Origin of the sequence: Kitasatospora sp. NPDC093102, from assembly GCF_040683915.1 — a bacterium.
Taxonomy (GTDB): Bacteria; Actinomycetota; Actinomycetes; order Streptomycetales; family Streptomycetaceae; genus Kitasatospora.
In genome coordinates, this window is sequence record NZ_JBFBFA010000020.1 from 1 (window position 1) to 14,928 (window position 14,928).

General features: G+C 73.6%; 15 protein-coding genes, 1 rRNA gene and 2 pseudogenes. 8 read left to right on the forward strand and 10 right to left on the reverse strand.

From position 1 onward, the window contains the following. The 3 genes from rrf to AB0O11_RS23645 form a co-directional block, all read left to right on the forward strand. Window positions 1-75 (forward strand): 5S ribosomal RNA (gene rrf / locus AB0O11_RS23635); the annotation flags it as partial. Between the two features lie 442 nt (window positions 76-517). Then, complete coding sequence (locus AB0O11_RS23640; RefSeq protein ID WP_363390338.1) at window positions 518-871, forward strand: antibiotic biosynthesis monooxygenase; 354 nt, start codon at window positions 518-520, stop codon at window positions 869-871. A 65-nt stretch (window positions 872-936) separates the two neighbouring features. Continuing rightward, window positions 937-1,191, forward strand: coding sequence for a hypothetical protein (locus tag AB0O11_RS23645; protein ID WP_363390340.1), 255 nt, complete (start codon window positions 937-939; stop codon window positions 1,189-1,191). 40 nt (window positions 1,192-1,231) lie between these two features. Here the strand turns inward: AB0O11_RS23645 and AB0O11_RS23650 are convergent, their stop codons facing one another. Together AB0O11_RS23650 and AB0O11_RS23655 are read right to left on the reverse strand one after the other, a co-directional pair. Then, the gene (locus tag AB0O11_RS23650) at window positions 1,232-1,903 is read right to left on the reverse strand and encodes a DsbA family oxidoreductase (RefSeq protein ID WP_363390343.1); all 672 of its coding nucleotides are present in this window, start codon (window positions 1,901-1,903) and stop codon (window positions 1,232-1,234) included. A 131-nt stretch (window positions 1,904-2,034) separates the two neighbouring features. After that, window positions 2,035-3,384, reverse strand: a complete 1,350-nt coding sequence (locus AB0O11_RS23655; RefSeq protein ID WP_363390346.1) for a tetratricopeptide repeat protein — start codon at window positions 3,382-3,384, stop codon at window positions 2,035-2,037. A gap of 117 nt (window positions 3,385-3,501) precedes the next feature. Between AB0O11_RS23655 and AB0O11_RS23660 the strand changes: the two genes are divergently transcribed. Further along, complete coding sequence (locus AB0O11_RS23660; RefSeq protein WP_363390349.1) at window positions 3,502-4,368, forward strand: hypothetical protein; 867 nt, start codon at window positions 3,502-3,504, stop codon at window positions 4,366-4,368. 242 nt (window positions 4,369-4,610) lie between these two features. Here the strand turns inward: AB0O11_RS23660 and AB0O11_RS23665 are convergent. Then, a pseudogene (locus AB0O11_RS23665) lies at window positions 4,611-4,868 on the reverse strand (MerR family DNA-binding protein); the annotation flags it as partial. 4 nt (window positions 4,869-4,872) lie between these two features. Here AB0O11_RS23665 and AB0O11_RS23670 point away from each other — a divergent pair. Further along, window positions 4,873-5,115 (forward strand): annotated as a pseudogene (locus AB0O11_RS23670) (oxidoreductase); the annotation flags it as partial. Window positions 5,116-5,126: 11 nt separating this feature from the next. Here the strand turns inward: AB0O11_RS23670 and AB0O11_RS23675 are convergent. Together AB0O11_RS23675 and AB0O11_RS23680 are read right to left on the reverse strand one after the other, a co-directional pair. After that, window positions 5,127-5,633, reverse strand: a complete 507-nt coding sequence (locus tag AB0O11_RS23675; RefSeq protein WP_363390352.1) for a hypothetical protein — start codon at window positions 5,631-5,633, stop codon at window positions 5,127-5,129. 105 nt (window positions 5,634-5,738) lie between these two features. Then, window positions 5,739-6,455 (reverse strand): chitinase, encoded by a 717-nt coding sequence (locus AB0O11_RS23680; protein ID WP_363390355.1) that lies wholly within the window; start codon window positions 6,453-6,455, stop codon window positions 5,739-5,741. Window positions 6,456-6,695: 240 nt separating this feature from the next. On the opposite strand from AB0O11_RS23680, the gene AB0O11_RS23685 reads away from it, so the two are divergent. Then, window positions 6,696-8,675 carry a tetratricopeptide repeat protein gene (locus tag AB0O11_RS23685; RefSeq protein WP_363390358.1) on the forward strand — a complete coding sequence of 660 codons (1,980 nt, stop codon included), beginning with the start codon at window positions 6,696-6,698 and terminating at the stop codon, window positions 8,673-8,675. A 21-nt stretch (window positions 8,676-8,696) separates the two neighbouring features. Here the strand turns inward: AB0O11_RS23685 and AB0O11_RS23690 are convergent, their stop codons facing one another. Continuing rightward, complete coding sequence (locus AB0O11_RS23690) at window positions 8,697-8,918, reverse strand: DUF6011 domain-containing protein (RefSeq protein WP_363390361.1); 222 nt, start codon at window positions 8,916-8,918, stop codon at window positions 8,697-8,699. 94 nt (window positions 8,919-9,012) lie between these two features. Beyond that, window positions 9,013-9,414, reverse strand: a complete 402-nt coding sequence (locus AB0O11_RS23695) for a helix-turn-helix domain-containing protein (protein ID WP_363390364.1) — start codon at window positions 9,412-9,414, stop codon at window positions 9,013-9,015. 101 nt (window positions 9,415-9,515) lie between these two features. Here AB0O11_RS23695 and AB0O11_RS23700 point away from each other — a divergent pair, with 101 nt between their 5' ends. Both AB0O11_RS23700 and rarD read left to right on the forward strand, forming a co-directional pair. After that, on the forward strand, window positions 9,516-10,367 hold the full coding sequence (locus tag AB0O11_RS23700; RefSeq protein WP_363390367.1) for an SDR family oxidoreductase: 852 nt from the start codon (window positions 9,516-9,518) through the stop codon (window positions 10,365-10,367). Window positions 10,368-10,560: 193 nt separating this feature from the next. Next, window positions 10,561-11,541, forward strand: a complete 981-nt coding sequence (gene rarD / locus AB0O11_RS23705) for an EamA family transporter RarD (protein ID WP_363390370.1) — start codon at window positions 10,561-10,563, stop codon at window positions 11,539-11,541. Here rarD and AB0O11_RS23710 read toward each other — a convergent pair. Genes AB0O11_RS23710 through AB0O11_RS23720 form a run of 3 tightly spaced genes read right to left on the reverse strand, consistent with a single transcriptional unit; the run spans window position 11,531 to window position 14,771 of the window. After that, complete coding sequence (locus tag AB0O11_RS23710) at window positions 11,531-12,442, reverse strand: ABC transporter permease (protein WP_363390373.1); 912 nt, start codon at window positions 12,440-12,442, stop codon at window positions 11,531-11,533. The genes rarD and AB0O11_RS23710 overlap by 11 nt on opposite strands. Beyond that, window positions 12,429-13,529, reverse strand: coding sequence for an ABC transporter ATP-binding protein (locus tag AB0O11_RS23715; protein WP_363390376.1), 1,101 nt, complete (start codon window positions 13,527-13,529; stop codon window positions 12,429-12,431). Before AB0O11_RS23715 ends, AB0O11_RS23710 begins: the two co-directional genes overlap by 14 nt. Window positions 13,530-13,532: 3 nt before the next feature. After that, window positions 13,533-14,771 carry a DUF2092 domain-containing protein gene (locus AB0O11_RS23720; protein WP_363390379.1) on the reverse strand — a complete coding sequence of 413 codons (1,239 nt, stop codon included), beginning with the start codon at window positions 14,769-14,771 and terminating at the stop codon, window positions 13,533-13,535. Window positions 14,772-14,928: the final 157 nt, after the last annotated feature.

A 14,928-nucleotide genomic window follows, 5' to 3' on the forward strand; every position in this document is an offset into this window, starting at 1 on the left:
AACCCGGAAGCTAAGCCTTACAGCGCCGATGGTACTGCAGGGGGGACCCTGTGGGAGAGTAGGACGCCGCCGAACAATTCTTCAGAAAGAACCCCCATCCGGGATCCGGATGGGGGTTCTTCGCATTTCCGGGCCCGGCCGGCCGTCACGGGACGCGAGGGTGGTTCAAGCGCATGGTTCTCGCCGCGATGGAAAGTGATCGATCCCGTGATCTCGACTCCGAACGTGCCCCAGCCCGACCGCACGGGCGAGTTCACGACCCGCCTCGACAGCGCCTGGGCATGGTGGCACGCCGCCATCGAGGAGGCTCAGGACGGCCGCTGGATCCGCAGCCCCGTCGAGCGCCAGTCGAGGACCTCCGCCAGTTCTTCTACGACTAGGCCGCACCAGCCGACGTTCGGCCCCGGTGTTCCTCGGCGGATGCGCTCTGAGGGTTTGGCAAAGAGCTGGATCCCTTGTGTATCCCGTTCGGCAAAGACGCTGGATCGTCAGGCGCATCCCGTCTTACGGTGACGCCGTGAGCAATGATGCGGAAGCGCCTGTCGTGCCTGTCGAGGCCTATGAACCCCCCTACTACGCGGCTGTCTTCACTGCGGTGCGAACACAGGACCAGAGCGGCTACAGCGAGACCAACGACCGCATGGAAGACCTGGTGAAGGACATCCCGGGGTACCTGGGGATGGACCACGCGCAGACTCCCGGCGGGCTGTCCGTCACCGTCGGGTACTTCCGTGACGCCGACGCCCTCACGGAGTGGCGGACCAACGCCGAGCACCGCGCGGCGCAGAAGCGTGGGCAGGCCGAGTGGTACGAGCGCTACACGCTGCACGTGGCGAAGGTGGAGCGGAGCCACGGGTTCGTGCGGGAGTAGCTTCCGCAGGGCCGACAGCAGCCGCCGGGTCCAGGCCGACCGGGCAGGGCCCGTAACCTGCTGGTGTGACGAATCCCTGGCCCGACGAGGCCACGTTTGCCCGCGGCGAGCGGGTGGCGCTGACCACCCCGGACCCGCCGCGGCCCGAACTCGGCCATCTGGGCGAGACGATCGTGGGCACCCGGGGCGTGGTCCTCGAATGCGTCATCGTGGCCGACGACCGGGACGGCGGCCACGTCGGGCCCGTGTACTGCGTCGAGACGGAGGACGGCAGCCCTTGGCGGCTGCGGCCGGAGTTCCTCAACTCCCTCGACCGCTAGCACGGGAAGTCGACCCGGCCGACTCCCTGCTGCCGACGTCTCACGCCTTCGGTGCGAGCGGCGTCAGCGGCAGCGCGACCCGGCTCTCCCAAGCCTGTTCCAGTGCCCGGGTGAACGTTTCCGCGGGCTGAGCGCCCGAGACGCCCAGCCGCCGGTCCAGGACGAAGAACGGCACACCCGTCGCCCCCATGGCGGTCGCCGTGGTCTCGTCCTCGCGCACCGCTTCCGCGTAGGCATCGGGGTCCGCCAGGACGGCCGCGGCCGCCTCGCCGTCCAGCCCGGCCTCGACCGCCAGCTCGACCAGGCGGCCCGCCTCGAAGGCCGAGCGCTCCTCGGCGAAGTTCGCCCGGTACAGCCCGTCCAGCAGCTGCCCCTGGCGGCCGTGCTCCTTGGCGAAGTGCAGCAGGCGGTGCATGTCGAAGGAGTTCGCGGCGTCGCGCCCCTCGCGCAGGTACGGCAGGCCCTCGGCGTGCGCGTTCTCGGCGATCCGGGCCTCCGCCGCCTCGGCCTGCTCCAGGCTCATCCCGTACTTGGCGGCGAGCAGCGGCACGACCGGACGGGCCTCGTGCGGGGCCCGCGGGTCCAGCTCGAACGAGCGGTGGACGACCTCCACCTCCTCGCGGTGCGGGAACGCCGCCAGCGCCTGTTCGAACCGGGCCTTGCCGACGTAGCACCAAGGACAGTTGACGTCGCTCCAGATCTCCACGCGCACGGCGCCGCACTCCTTCCAGCCTTGCGCGGACCTCCCGCGCCGACGCCTACCGGAACGCCTTCGGGGCGCCTGGATATTTCTCTCACTGAAATATCCAGGCGCGCGGGGCCGGGGCGCGTCGGTCTGCCGCCTCAGGCCCGCTCCCACGCCTCGCGCTGGGCGGACACCGTGGGGATGGCGGCGATGGCCTCGGCGTAGCGGCCGTGGCTGCTCAGGATCTCGGCGACGGTTCGGTGAGCCCCGTACTCGGTGGACGACCGGAGCAGGCCGAGGGCCTCGTCCGTCCGGCCGTCCCGGTCCAGCAGCCAGGCCAGCATGGTGTCCCACTGGCCGGGCTCCCGCACGCTCAGGGCCTGCGCCTCCGCGACGCCCTCGGCGTAGCGCCCGGCCTTCGCGAGCAGGCGGAGCCGCGTGTGGCGCACCAGGTCGGAATGCGCGTCGACGTATGCGGCACCGAGGCCGTCCACGAGCTCCAGCGCCTGTTCCGGACGGCCGTCCCTGATCAGCAGGTCGACCACCTCGTGGAGGAGGTTCCCACGGCCGTGGTACTCGTACATGGGCCGTCCGACGTCGACGGCCTCGTCGAGGCGTCCCCGGCGGGCCAGGAACATCATGAGGCGCCGACGGGCGTACTCGCCGCCCGCATCGAGGGCCTCGTGCAGGACGGCTTCGGCCTCCCGGAGCCGCCCCTGCTCCTCCAGAGCGTCCGCGCACCCGTTCAGGGCGAGTTCCGCGTGCTCGCCGGTGGCCAGCTCGCGCAGCTGCTCGAACCGGCCCTGGCCGGCGAGGAGTTCCGCGTACAGCCAGGCGATGTGCGGGACGACGGGCAGGGCCGGGCCCAGCATCCGGATCGCCTCGTCCGCCCGGCCCATGCGCTCCAGAACCCGGGTGTACAGCACCAGCACCTCCGACGGCTGGTGCCGGCACCCGCGCCGGCCCTCGGCTGCCGAGCAGCGGCAGTCCGCCGTACCGCCCCGGGCCCGTTCGGCGCACGGGGCGAGCAGCTCCAGGACACGGGCGTCCCGGTGCTCCCCGTCGGTCAGATGGACCAAGGACTCCAGGATCCAGGGCTCGCCGAGGTAGGGCATGAGCACCTCGATGGCCTCGTCCACCCGCCCGGCCCGCACCAGCGCTTCGGCGAACCACCGGCACTCGGACGCCGACTCCAGGCCGGCCGCGTCCGGACGCACCAGCGCCAGCCCCTCCTCGATCCGGCCTTGCCGGACCATGATCTCGGCGGACTTCCGCACGGCGAACGGCCAGCCGACCGTGACGAACGGCTCCAGGACCGTGAGGGCCCGCTCGAACTCGCCCACCGCGCACAGCTCACGGACCGCCACCTCGGCGCAGAACCACTCACCGCGGTCCAGGGCGGCCTCGATCAGGAGCTCCAACTGCCCGTGCTTGGCGAAGTGTTCCGCCATGGGAACGTCGATTCCGCCGTCGAACTGCCGCTGCCACGCGAGATCGTCGAGATTCACCAAGGCAGGCTATGCGATGCCGTCGAGTCCCTGGCAGCCAACCGCCCCGGATCCTGAGCCGGGGCGCAACCGGCACCCCGTTCGGGCGGCATCGGCCTGCCCTGACATCATCAGCGCATGTCCGAAACCTTCGTTGACCTGGGATTTGTCACCGCGCCCTCCGGGGTGCTGGTGCTCGGCATGGTCACGTGGATCGACGAGTGGCGGGAGCTGGGGGAGCCGCTGTCGGTCCGGGCCGGGGCGGCGGCGAAGGCAGGTGGTGGGCACTTCCAGGAGTGGGAGTGCGAGGCGGTCGCCGTTCCGGCCGCCGCCGGCCGGCCGCTGGCGGTGCGGGCCACCACCGCGCCGTCGGCGTTCGACGAGGAGCCGACGATCGCGACCCTGGAGGTCGAGCTCGGCCTGCCCTGGCCCGCGGGCGGGGACCGGCCGGTGCTGCTCGGGGACCTGCCGGTCGACCGGGGCGGCATGGTGGTCGGCGACGCCGTGGGGCTGGACGCGTGGACGGGGCCGGAGGACGAGCCGGTCGACGGGCTCGCCGACCTCTCCTTCTGGGGCCGGTACGAGGACGAGGCCCACGCGCGGTTCGGCGGTGAGCGGATCCCCCAACCGGGCGGCGTCAACGGGCCGTACGGATGGCTCGACCTCCCGGTGGGGGAGGCGGCCGCGCGGGAGACCGAGATCAGCACCTGGCGGGGCGGCCTGCCCGGCCGGGGAGTGGCCACCATGGTGGAGCCGCACACCGACTACTTCCGCTTCCGCCGGGTTGGCCTGCACCACCCGCTGCACGTGGGCGCGATCGAGGTCGGCGGATGCCAGGTGCTCGGGATCGACTGGTGCCAGGGCGACCACGCCGTCCGGCACCACGGTGGGCGGGACTGGGGCCAGGCCTTTCCGGTCACCCTCGAAGCCGACGGGGCGGGCGGCACGGTGCTGCGCTGGACCATCCCGCCCTACGACGAGGACGAGGGCGCGGAGGAGGCCTGAGGCGCCGGGCTACGAGGCCGGAACCCAGCCCGGGAGGGTTGGGCAGCACCGCCTTGGCGAGCCGGGTCAGGGGCGCCTCGTCGCGCGTCAGGCCGTCGTCGCGGAAGACGACGACCTCGAAGGCCCGGCCGCCGGGCGCCCCGGAGGTCTGGGCGCGACGAGGTTCCGTGTGGCGGGGCCGAGCTTCCCGCCGGGGACGATGAGCCGGGCCGATGCCAGCGCCGGACACGGTGCCAGGCGGGTCATGCCCGGGACGACCGGTTTTCCGCCGTCGGATCCCAGAGCCCGGCGGCCTCGCCGCGAGCCAGGTGGTCGGCGTAGACGGCGGCCTTCCAGGCGATGAGCGAGCGGCACTCCTCCAGTGCCCGGATCTGCGCGTCGACGCGCTGCTGGTGGACGTCCAGCAGCCGCAGCCGGTCGGCTTCGTTGCCCGGTCCCTGCCGTACCAGTTCGGCGAAGCGGCGGAGGTCGGCGAGCGGCATGCCGGACTCGCGCAGCTTGAAGATCGGTGCGGACTTCAAGACCCCCTCCCAGGGTGCCGCGACCGGTCTGTGGGCGGCCACCTCGCCGCTGCTCGGCGGCCGCGGCGGCCTCTACCTGGAGGACTGCGAGGTCGCCCGGCTCTGCGGCCCGGACACCCCGATGGACGACGGCGGCGTCCGCCCGCACGCCCTCGACCCCGACGAGGCCGCCCGCCTCTGGGAGCTCTCCCTCGCCGCGACCGGCGCCGCACCGGTGATCCGCTGAGCCTCGGGCCGCTACAGGCTCATCCAGCAGTACAGCTGCTCACCGGCAGCCCGCGCCCGCCGGGCGAGGGCCGTCAACTCCTCGGCCAGCGGCAGCAGATCGGACGGGTCGGCGCCGTCCCACTCCTCCGCCTCGGCCCACCGCCCGACGGCCTCCGGCACCCGCTCGTCGGGCACGCCGGCGAGTGCGTCCCGGGCGGTGGCGCCCAGCTCGACGACCCACGGGCCCGTCGTCCACGGGTCGTCCTCGTCCTCGGGCCCGGACGGGCCGGGCTTCGGCGTGGTCGGCCAGACCGCAGTCTCCGTCACCAGGTCGACCCGCCACGGCTCCCCGAGGGTGGCCGCCACCAGCCGGCCGAGCACGGTGTCCGGATCGACGCCCTTGGCCTCCACCCCGTCGAAGGCCTCGTCGGAGGAGCCGTCGCCGTCGAGCGGTGGCAGCCCGCCGTCCTTGAGCTCCAACGCCCGGACGACCGTTGCCGCATCGGGCGCGCGGAAGTAGTCGGTCAGCACACCCATCGCGGCCACCCCTTCGTTCGACGTAGGGCGTCAGTGAAGCAGCCGGCACTGACAGGGAGTGGGAAGTCGGACCGGCCGACTTCCCACTCCGCGCCGAGCACCCCGTCAGCAGGAGATGTTGCCGCCGCCCGTGCTGGTGCCCAGGGCACCGGCGAACTGCTTGAACAGGTTGATCCGGTCGTTGCGCTGGTCCGGGTTCTTGCCGTCGCACTCCAGCGCGCCGTTGATGGTGCGGATGGTCTCGCCGAAGCCCTTGTCGTTGACGATGGCGTCGTGCGCGGTCATCCGTCCGGCGCCGTTCTGGGTGTTCCAGAACCAGAGGGCGGTCTTCCAGGAGACGGCCGGGTCCTTCTCGGCCTTGTAGGGGTCGTGCAGCAGGTCGATGTGCAGCGCGTCGCCGGCCGCCTTGTAGTTGAAGTTCCAGCTCAGCTGGAGCGGCCCGCGCCCGTAGTACGCGGCCTGCCCGGCCGGACAGCCGTACGGCTGCGAAGTGTCGCAGTAGTGCGGGTAGTTGGCGGTGTTCTGCTCGACCACGAACTTCAGGCCGCCGGTCTCGTGGCTGACGTTGGCCAGGAAGGCCGCCGCCTCGCGCCTGCGGGTGGCGTCGTCGCCGGTGGTGGCGAACTTCGGGTAGGCGCTCAGGGCGTCGGTCAGGCCCTTGTACGTGTAGAAGCCGTTCCGGTTCGGGAACAGCTTGTTGAACTGGGCCTCGCTGACCACGAAGGAGCCGGCGGCGGAGGCCGGGGCGGTCTGGCCGGCGATGGCGAGGGTGCTCAGAACGGCGGCGGAGGCCGCCAGGGACAGGGTGCGTACGAGCTTCATCGATGTCCTCGATTCCGGTAGCAGGATTGGCACTTCGCTCGCGAAGAACCTCGGCCATCGTGGTGGGCGGCGGCCGCCGACAGGACCCTCTGGAGGTCTAAACCACTCGTACGAGTCGTATCCGATCCAAGAACTGGACGGCGGCCGGCGCCGGGGTGATCATCGCGCTGTCGGTGGCGCCGGATAGCCTCGTGCGGAGCGGGACGGAACAGGGCGAGGCCACCGGGAGAGCAGGGGCGAATGAGCGGTCGAAGCGGCGACGAGGGCGACGAGGGCGACGAGGGCGACGAGCGCCTGGCTGCCGAGGGCGAGGTCGCGGTCGCCAGGCTGGCGATCCACTCCGGCGACCTGGCGCACGCCGCCGAGCACCTCTGCGACGCGGTCCTCGCCGATCCCCAGCTGCCCGAACTCCACGAGGCACTGGCCGAGTTGTGCGCCGCGGCGGGCGGCCCGGCGGCGGCCCGCGAGCTGTTCCCGCTGGACGGCCGGGTGTACCTCGGTACGGCGGTCTGCCGGGCCCACGTGGAGGCCGCCGCCGGGGACTGGGACGCCGCCGTCGGCCTGCTCGCCTCCGCCATCCAGTACGAGCCGGCCCGCCCCTGGGCGCACGCCGCCTGGCTCGCCCGCGAGGACCTGCCCGGCCTGGTCGACCCGGACGCCGTCGCCCAGGCGGTGGCCCGCGCGACCGGCGCGCTGCCCGACCCGCTCCCGGCCGAACCGGCCGACGCCGTACGGCCGTTCCACGACTTCGTACAGGCCGTGCTGGCCCGCCACGGCGACCACGTGCTGCTGCTGGCGATGGCCTCCGGCCTGACCCGCCGGCTCGGCGACACCGCCCGCGCCGTCGAACTCGCCGAGCGGGCCCACCGGTTGGCCCCCGGCTACCTGCCCGCCGTGATGCTCGGCAACGCCCTGCGCTCGGCCGGCCGACCGGAACGGGCACTCGCCGTCTGGGAGGCCGAGCTGGCGCGGGTCGCACCTGACCGCGACGACTCCAGCAGCTACCTCGCCGTCGACGTCGCCGAGCTGTACGGCGCCCTCGGCCGCCCCGCCGAGGGCCTGCCCTGGCTGGACCGGGTGCTGGCCGCCGAGCCCGACCACCCCAAGGCCGGCCCGGCCCGCTACGGGCTGCGCCACGCCCTCGACGGCGACCCGGCCCACCTGCTCGGCCTGGCCGACCACCACCGTGCCCACCCCGAGCACGAGTACGCCCAGGAGCTGCTGGAGCGGCTGAGCCGCCGGGAGCCCTGGCTCGGCCTGGTCTCCGGCGCCACCGAGGCCACCGTCAACGTGCTGCACCAGGTGCTCGCCGCCTCCGACACCGACCGCGACACCGAGATCGACTGCACGGCCTCCACCGTGGAACCGCCCAGCTCGGTGCTGGCCGTCCGGCTCGCGCTGCCGCGCTCCACCGTCGGCTACCAGGCCGTCGGCGAGCCCGACCCCCGGCTGCCGGTGACCGAGCCCACCACCCGGATCTGGGCCTGGGACGGCACCGACCCGCGCCCGGCCGTCGCCCCGCCCGCGCCGCAGAGCGCCGAACTCGTCCGCGCCACCGCCGAGATCTTCTGGCCCACCGTCCCCGCCGCCTACGACCACGCCGTCCGGCTGGCCGGGCTGCCGTTGGACGACCTGCTCGGCGTCCTGGTCCACCCGCCGATGCCGCGCGAGGACGAACTCGGCCGAGCCCTGCTCGCCCACCAGCCCGAGCTCTGGGTGCGGGCCGTCCAGGTCTTCGCCTGCCTCGGCATCGCCCATCACCGTACCGACCAGCCCTGGGAGGGCTCCGAGCGCCGCCGCGTGCTGCGCGACCTGCTGCTCGGTCCGGAGGACTGGGTGGTCGAGGCGGCCGGCTTCGCGCTGGTCGCGATCGGCTGGACCCAGCCGCGGACCCGGGCCGACGTCGCCGCCCTGCTCCAACAGCGGCTGCACCACGGCGCCCGGGCCCGCCGCACCCGGGTGGTGACGATCCTCCGCTCGCTGTCCGCGCTGGTGCTCGCCGCGCCCTGGATGCCCGACGAGGACCGCGCGCTCGCCCGGCACCTGACGGCCCGGGAGGACGCCGCCGACGCCGGGGCGGAGACCGAACCGCAGACGTCGGACCGACCGGAGACGGCGGGCCGACCGGAGACGGCGGGCCCATCGGGGACGACGGAGGAACCGGAGCCCGCGGGGGAGCCCCGTCCCGGCCGCCTGCGCCGCCTCTTCGGCAGAGGCTGAGGGCGGCCGCCCCGGGCCGTCCTACCCCATCCCGGGCAGCGGCTCCTGGTCGACGTCGAACCGCGCGACCCGCTCCGCCGGGCCCCGGCATTCCGGGCCCAGCCGCAGCATCCGCGACTCCGGGTCGTGCAGCGGCCGGTGGCAGCGGCGGCAGGTCACCCGCGGGCGGAGGGTCTGGGCGGTGTCCGTCCCGGGGAGCGGTTCAGGGCCGGTCGGACCGGGCGGGTCGGTCGGGCTGGTCATGGGGAGACGGTAGCCGCCCGCACCGTCAAGGCCCCCTGCCGGTGCGGGACCACGCCTACGCCTTCGGCCCGGGTCCTGGACGGGCTCGACGCCCTCACCGCAGGGCGGTGACCCGCCCGTCGTACTCCTGGCGCGCCGCCTCGACCTCCGGCACCCGCCGCTCCGACCAGTGCGCCAGCGCCGCGACCAGCTCCGCCGCCTCCCGTCCCAGCGGGGTGAGGCTGTAGTCGACCCGCGGCGGGATCACCGGGTGCGCCTCGCGCAGCACGAAGCCGTCCCGCTCCAGCGTCTGGAGGGTCTGGGCGAGCATCTTCTCGCTGACTCCGGTGACCTTGCGGCGCAGCTCGCTGAACCGGTAGCCGCGCTCGTTCAGCGCGCCCAGCACCAGCACGCCCCAGCGGCTGGTGACGTGCTCCAGCACGCCCCGGGAGGGACACATCCGGTCGAAGACGTCGGCGGGAGGCAGCCCGCCGGGCTTCAGCTCGCTTACCTTCATGTCAGTACCCTACTTTGAAGTGCGTACTTTCGAAAGGTTAGTGCCATCCCTAGGGTGAGTTTCGAGGTCAGAACCGCTTCACCACCCCTGAGGAGCCCGCCATGTACGTCGTCACCGGTGCCACCGGCCAGCTCGGCCGTCTCGTCGTCGAGGGCCTGCTGGCCGAGGTCCCCGCGAGCGAGGTGGCCGTCGCCGTCCGCTCGGCCGAGAAGGCCGCCGACCTGGCCGCGCGCGGCGTGGCCGTCCGGGTGGTCGATTACGACAAGCCGGAGACCCTGGCCGGCGCCTTCGCCGAGGGCGACCGGGTACTGCTGATCTCGGGCAGCGAGGTCGGCCGCCGGATCCCGCAGCACCGGGCCGTGGTGGAGGCCGCCAAGGCCGCCGGGGTCGCGCTGCTCGCCTACACCAGCGCGCCCGGCGCGGCCACCTTCCGGCTGGCCGACGAGCACAAGGCGACCGAGGAGCTGATCCTCGCCTCCGGTCTGCCGTACGCGTTCCTGCGCAACGGCTGGTACACCGAGAACTACCTGGGCGACGCGGCCGGCACGGTGGCGCGCGGCGTGGTGCTCGGCAGCGCCGGGGAGGGCCGGATCGCCACCGCCCCGCGCCGGGACTACGCGGACGCCGCGGTCGCGGTCCTGACCGCGGAGGACGACCACGGGAACGCGGTGTACGAGCTGGGCGGGGACGCCGCCTGGAGCCTGCCCGAGCTGGCCGCCGAGCTGACGCAGGCCTCCGGCAGGCCGGTCGAGCACCGGGACGTCACCCCGGCCGAGCACCTGGACGCCCTGGTCGGCGCGGGCCTGCCGCAGGGCTTCGCCGAGGCCCTGGTGGACGTGGACGCGGGCATCGCGCGCGGCGAGCTGGCCGGCACCCCGGGCGACCTGGCCCGGCTGATCGGCCGTCCGACCGTCCCGCTGGTCGAGTCCGTCCGCGCGGCCCTGAACTCCTGAGCCGCCGCGACCCCCGGACTCCCGGGCGGTCGCGGCCGTGGACTCCGGAACGTCGCAGCTCCGGGCCCCGGAGACGCCGGACGTGTCCGGCAGTCGAGCAATGTCATGACCAAAATCCGAAAACGGAGATGACAGTCGCCCCTCCCGCCCGCTACCGTCGCCTCGACACACGCGCGCGGGAAGGCACTCGGCCATGGCGGACACAGACCAGCAGGACAACGGCCGGGGGCTCTGGTACGGCGTCGCCGCCTACGGCATCTGGGGACTCTTCCCGCTGTTCTGGCCGCTGCTGGAACCGGGTGCCGCCGACGACATCCTGGCCAACCGGATGGTCTGGTCCCTGGTCGCGGTCGTCCTGCTGCTGATCGCCCAGCGGCACTGGGGCTGGATACGTCCGTTGCTGCGCCAGCCACGCCGGCTGGCCATGCTGGCCGGTGCGGCCACCGTGATCTCGGTGAACTGGGGTGTCTACATCTGGGCCGTCAACGCCGGGCACGTGGTCGAGACCAGCCTCGGCTACTTCATCAACCCCCTGGTCACCATCGCCTTCGGCGTCCTGGTGCTCAAGGAGCGGCTGCGCAGCGCGCAGTGGACGGCGGTGGGCATCGGTGCGGCCGCCGTCGCCGTGCTGACCGTCGCGTACGGGCAGCTGCCCTGGATCGCGCTCACCCTGGCGCTCTCCTTCGCCACCTACGGCCTGCTGAAGAAGCAGGTCGGGCTGAGCGGGCTGGAGAGCCTGGCGGCCGAGAGCGCCTTCATGTTCCCGTTCGCCCTCGGCTACCTGGTCTACCTGGAGGTCTCCGGGCGCGGCACCTTCGGGCACACCGTGGCCGGCTCGTACGGCTGGGGGCACTCCGGGCTGCTGATGCTCAGTGGGGTGATCACCGCGATCCCGCTGCTGTTCTTCGGCGCGGCCGCCATCCGGGTGCCGCTGACCGTGCTCGGGCTGCTCCAGTACCTGGCGCCGGTGTTCCAGTTCCTGATCGGCGTCGCGGTGTTCCACGAGTCCATGCCGCCCGCCCGCTGGGCCGGCTTCGGCCTGGTCTGGGCCGCGCTCGCGGTGCTCACCTGGGACGCGCTGCGCCAGGTGCGGGCCGACCGCGCGGCGCGGGCCGCGGCCGCGCCGCAGCCCGCACCCGCGGAGGCGGCCGCCCGCGAGGCCGTCACGCGCTGATGTCCCGGCTGGTGAAGCGGGACCAGGCCGCCGAGCCGAACACGGCGACGTAGGCGGCCTGGAGGCCGAGGTCCTTCAGCACGCCGTCCCAGTACATCGGTGCCCGCAGCAGGTCCGCGAAGCTCGGCCAGTAGTGCGAGAACAGGAACGGGCTGATGGCGTGCAGCTGCGGGAAGGCGTCCATGATCTGGACGGTGATCACCAGCCCGACGGTGGCGGCCATCGCCGCGATGCCGCTGCCGGTGAGCGTGGAGACGAACAGCCCGATCGCCACCAGCCCGGCCAGCGAGGCCGCGACCACCAGCGCCACCAGCAGGGCGCGCAGCAGCGCGTCGCCGAGGCCGATGGTGTCCCCGGAGATCAGCGTGACCCGGCCGAGCGGGAAGAGCGCGGCGCCCGCGGCCAGCGCCGTCACCGCGACCGCCGCCGTGGCGGCCACGCAGAACACCAGTCCGGCGGTGAACTTGGCGGCCAGCAGCCTGGTCCGCCCGGCCGGGGCGACCAGCAGGTAGCGCAGCGTCCCGGCGGCCGCCTCGCCCGCCACCGAGTCCCCGGCGACCACGCCCACCGTCATCGGCAGGAAGACCGGCAGGGCCACCGCGAGGGCGGTGAAGACCAGGAAGAGTCCGTTCTGCGTCGTCTGTGCGATGAAGCTCGGACCGCCTCCGCCCTCGTGCGGGCTGTCCGTGTTGAGCTTGATCACCACCCCGATCAGGATCGGCAGCGTCGCCAGGATGCCCAGCAGCACCTTGGTGCGCATCCGGCGGAAGGTCAGGTGCAGCTCGCTGCGGAACAGCGCCAGGAACCCGGCCGCCGTCTGCGGCCGCCGGCCGGTGCCGGCCGGCGGCGTCCCGGCCTGCGACAGCCTCTCCGCCTGCGACAGCGCCTCAGCCCGCGACATCGAAGCCCTCCCCGGTCAGCGCCACGAAGGCGTCCTCCAACGTGCCCCGCTCCAGTCCGAAGCCGTGCACCCGCACCCCGGCCTCGACCAGCGCCGCGCACAGCCTGGGCAGTGCCTCCTCGTCCAGGACGCCCGGCTCGCCGCCCACCCGGTCCTCGCCGGGCACCAGGGCGGTGACCCGGTGGGCCGCCAGCACCTCCGCGGCCCGCGCCACGTCCGGGGTGCGGACCACCAGCCGGCCCTGCGCCCGGGCGGCCAGCTCGGCGACGGTGCCCTGCACCACCAGCCGGCCCCGGGACATCACCGCGGCGTGGGTGCAGACCTGCTCGATCTCGTCCAGCAGGTGCGAGGAGAGGAACACCGTGGTGCCCTCCGCCGCGACCTCCCGGACCAGCGTCCGGATCTCCCGCATGCCCTGCGGGTCCAGCCCGTTGGTCGGCTCGTCCAGCACCAGCAGCTCGCGCGGCTGGAGCAAGGCGGAGGCCAGGCCCAGGCGCTGCTTCATGCCCAGCGAGTACGCGCGGGCCTTCTTGCCCGCCGCGGCGCTCAGGCCGACCCGCTCCAGCGCCGTGTCGACCCGCTGCCGGCGGGTGCGGGGGTCGGCGGTCGGGTCGGCGGCGTCGAAGCGCACCAGGTTGTCCCGCCCGGAGAGGAAGCCGTACAGGGCCGGGCCCTCGATCAGCGCACCCACCCGGGGCAGCACGGTGGCGACGGACTGCGGCATCGACTCGCCGAGGACGGTGGCCACGCCCGAGGTGGGGGCGATCAGGCCCATCAGCATGCGGATGGTGGTGGTCTTGCCGGAGCCGTTGGGGCCCAGGAAGCCGAAGACGGAGCCGCGCGGCACGGCCAGGTCCAGGCCGTCCACGGCGAGTTGGCCGCTGCGGAAGCGCTTGGTCAGGCCGCGGGTCCGGATGACGTCGTCGGTGCCGGAACCGGGCGGGCCGGCGGCATCACGGGAGGCGGCATCGCGAGAGGCGGGGGAGTCGGGGGAGGCGGGTGGAACGGGCGCGGGGTACGGGCGCGGTGCCGCGCCCGTACCCCCGGCCGGCTCCGTAACGTCCCCCGTTACGGGAGCCTTGGTCATCCGTCAGTTCACCCCGGCGGCGTGCTGGAGGACCGGCAGGGTCACCGCGCCGGCCAGGACCCGGCCGTCGTCGGTCAGCAGGACGTTGAGCACCTTGGTGCTCACCAGGGTGCCGCCGGTGACCGGCTTGCCGAGCGACTTCACCATGGCCTGCGGGTTCAGCGACTGCGCCGCCTTGTCCCCGTGGCCGCCGTGCTTGCCGCCCTTGGCGTCGCCCTTCGGCGCCGCGTCCACCGCGCTGGGCAGCCGGGTGGAGACGACCGTCGTCCAGCCCTCGCCGATCACGTTGACGCCCTCGGGCGCTCCGGTGCCCTGGTGCTCCCGGGCCTCGCCCGGCACGCCCTTGGCCACGCCGTCCGCCTTCTGCTCCGTCACCTTGGCGCCCGCGGGGGCGGTGAAGTCGAAGGTCTTGTCGGCCGGCTTGGCGAAGGAGACCTGGGTGAAGCGGACGTTCAGCACGGTGCTGCCGTCGATGGACTTCACCGCCACCGACAGCGGCACCCCGTTGTCGGCGGCCACCGCGATCCGGACCTCGGCGAGGGTCGAACCGGACTGGGTGGGCTTCACGCTCAGCTGGTAGGCGTTCTGCCCCGCCACCTTGGCCGTCCCGGCGACGGTCACCGAGGTGGTGCCGGCGCTCTCGGCCAGGAACTGCTTGGCAGCCTCCTGCGGGGTGGTCGGCAGCTCGGACAGCGGCGCCTTGGCGTGCTGCTCGCCGGTGGCCCGCCCGGTCGTGTGCACCGCGGTGTTGGACGAGCTGTCCCAGGCCCAGGCCTGGTCACCGTTGCGGACCAGGCTGTAGCCGGCCATGTTCTCCAGCACGTCCACCCGCTGGCGGTCCGGGCCGTCCACCGCGATCCGCAGCGTCTGGTCCCCACCGAGCAGGCCGAGCAGCTTGGACTTCGGGTCTGCGGCGGAGCCCTGGCGGTCGCCGCCGTGCCCGCCGACCGCCCCGCCGGCCGCGCCCAGCAGCTGGCCGGGCACACCGAGGTCGGTGCTGATCGAGACCGTCCCGGACAGCGCCTGCGTCTCGGAGCCGAGCACCTTGGCGACCAGCTGCTCCGCCGTCAGCGCCGGCAGGTCGGGAGCGCCGTCGGCGGCCAGCGCCGGGACCAGCCCCACCCCGGCGGCGATCACCGCGACCACCGCCACCGGCACCCCGGCGCGCATCAGGACGCGTCGCCGGGAGCGGTACGGAACGCCGCCGTCCAGATCGTCCCCCGCCGCCTTCTCATTGGTCATGGCGTCCTCAACTCCTCCGCGTCCACGTGTGTTTGCTCTTGTTCCTCCATTAGATGCCGTCTCGCCGCCGCCGTCATCGCCCTGCGGGGGCAGATCGGGGTGGCCTCCTTGGGTACGCGACCCTGAGACGGTCTCAGGGTTGACTCCACCCTGGGTC

Bases quoted from the DNA above. Each gene is read 5' to 3' on its own strand.
- AB0O11_RS23660 (WP_363390349.1), top strand. From the start codon at position 3,502: ATGTCCGAAACCTTCGTTGACCTGGGATTTGTCACCGCGCCCTCCGGG.
- AB0O11_RS23675 (WP_363390352.1), bottom strand. From the start codon at position 5,633: ATGGGTGTGCTGACCGACTACTTCCGCGCGCCCGATGCGGCAACGGTC.
- AB0O11_RS23680 (WP_363390355.1), bottom strand. From the start codon at position 6,455: ATGAAGCTCGTACGCACCCTGTCCCTGGCGGCCTCCGCCGCCGTTCTG.
- AB0O11_RS23685 (WP_363390358.1), top strand. From the start codon at position 6,696: ATGAGCGGTCGAAGCGGCGACGAGGGCGACGAGGGCGACGAGGGCGAC.
- AB0O11_RS23690 (WP_363390361.1), bottom strand. From the start codon at position 8,918: ATGACCAGCCCGACCGACCCGCCCGGTCCGACCGGCCCTGAACCGCTC.
- AB0O11_RS23695 (WP_363390364.1), bottom strand. From the start codon at position 9,414: ATGAAGGTAAGCGAGCTGAAGCCCGGCGGGCTGCCTCCCGCCGACGTC.
- AB0O11_RS23700 (WP_363390367.1), top strand. From the start codon at position 9,516: ATGTACGTCGTCACCGGTGCCACCGGCCAGCTCGGCCGTCTCGTCGTC.
- rarD (WP_363390370.1), top strand. From the start codon at position 10,561: ATGGCGGACACAGACCAGCAGGACAACGGCCGGGGGCTCTGGTACGGC.
- AB0O11_RS23710 (WP_363390373.1), bottom strand. From the start codon at position 12,442: ATGTCGCGGGCTGAGGCGCTGTCGCAGGCGGAGAGGCTGTCGCAGGCC.
- AB0O11_RS23715 (WP_363390376.1), bottom strand. From the start codon at position 13,529: ATGACCAAGGCTCCCGTAACGGGGGACGTTACGGAGCCGGCCGGGGGT.
- AB0O11_RS23720 (WP_363390379.1), bottom strand. From the start codon at position 14,771: ATGACCAATGAGAAGGCGGCGGGGGACGATCTGGACGGCGGCGTTCCG.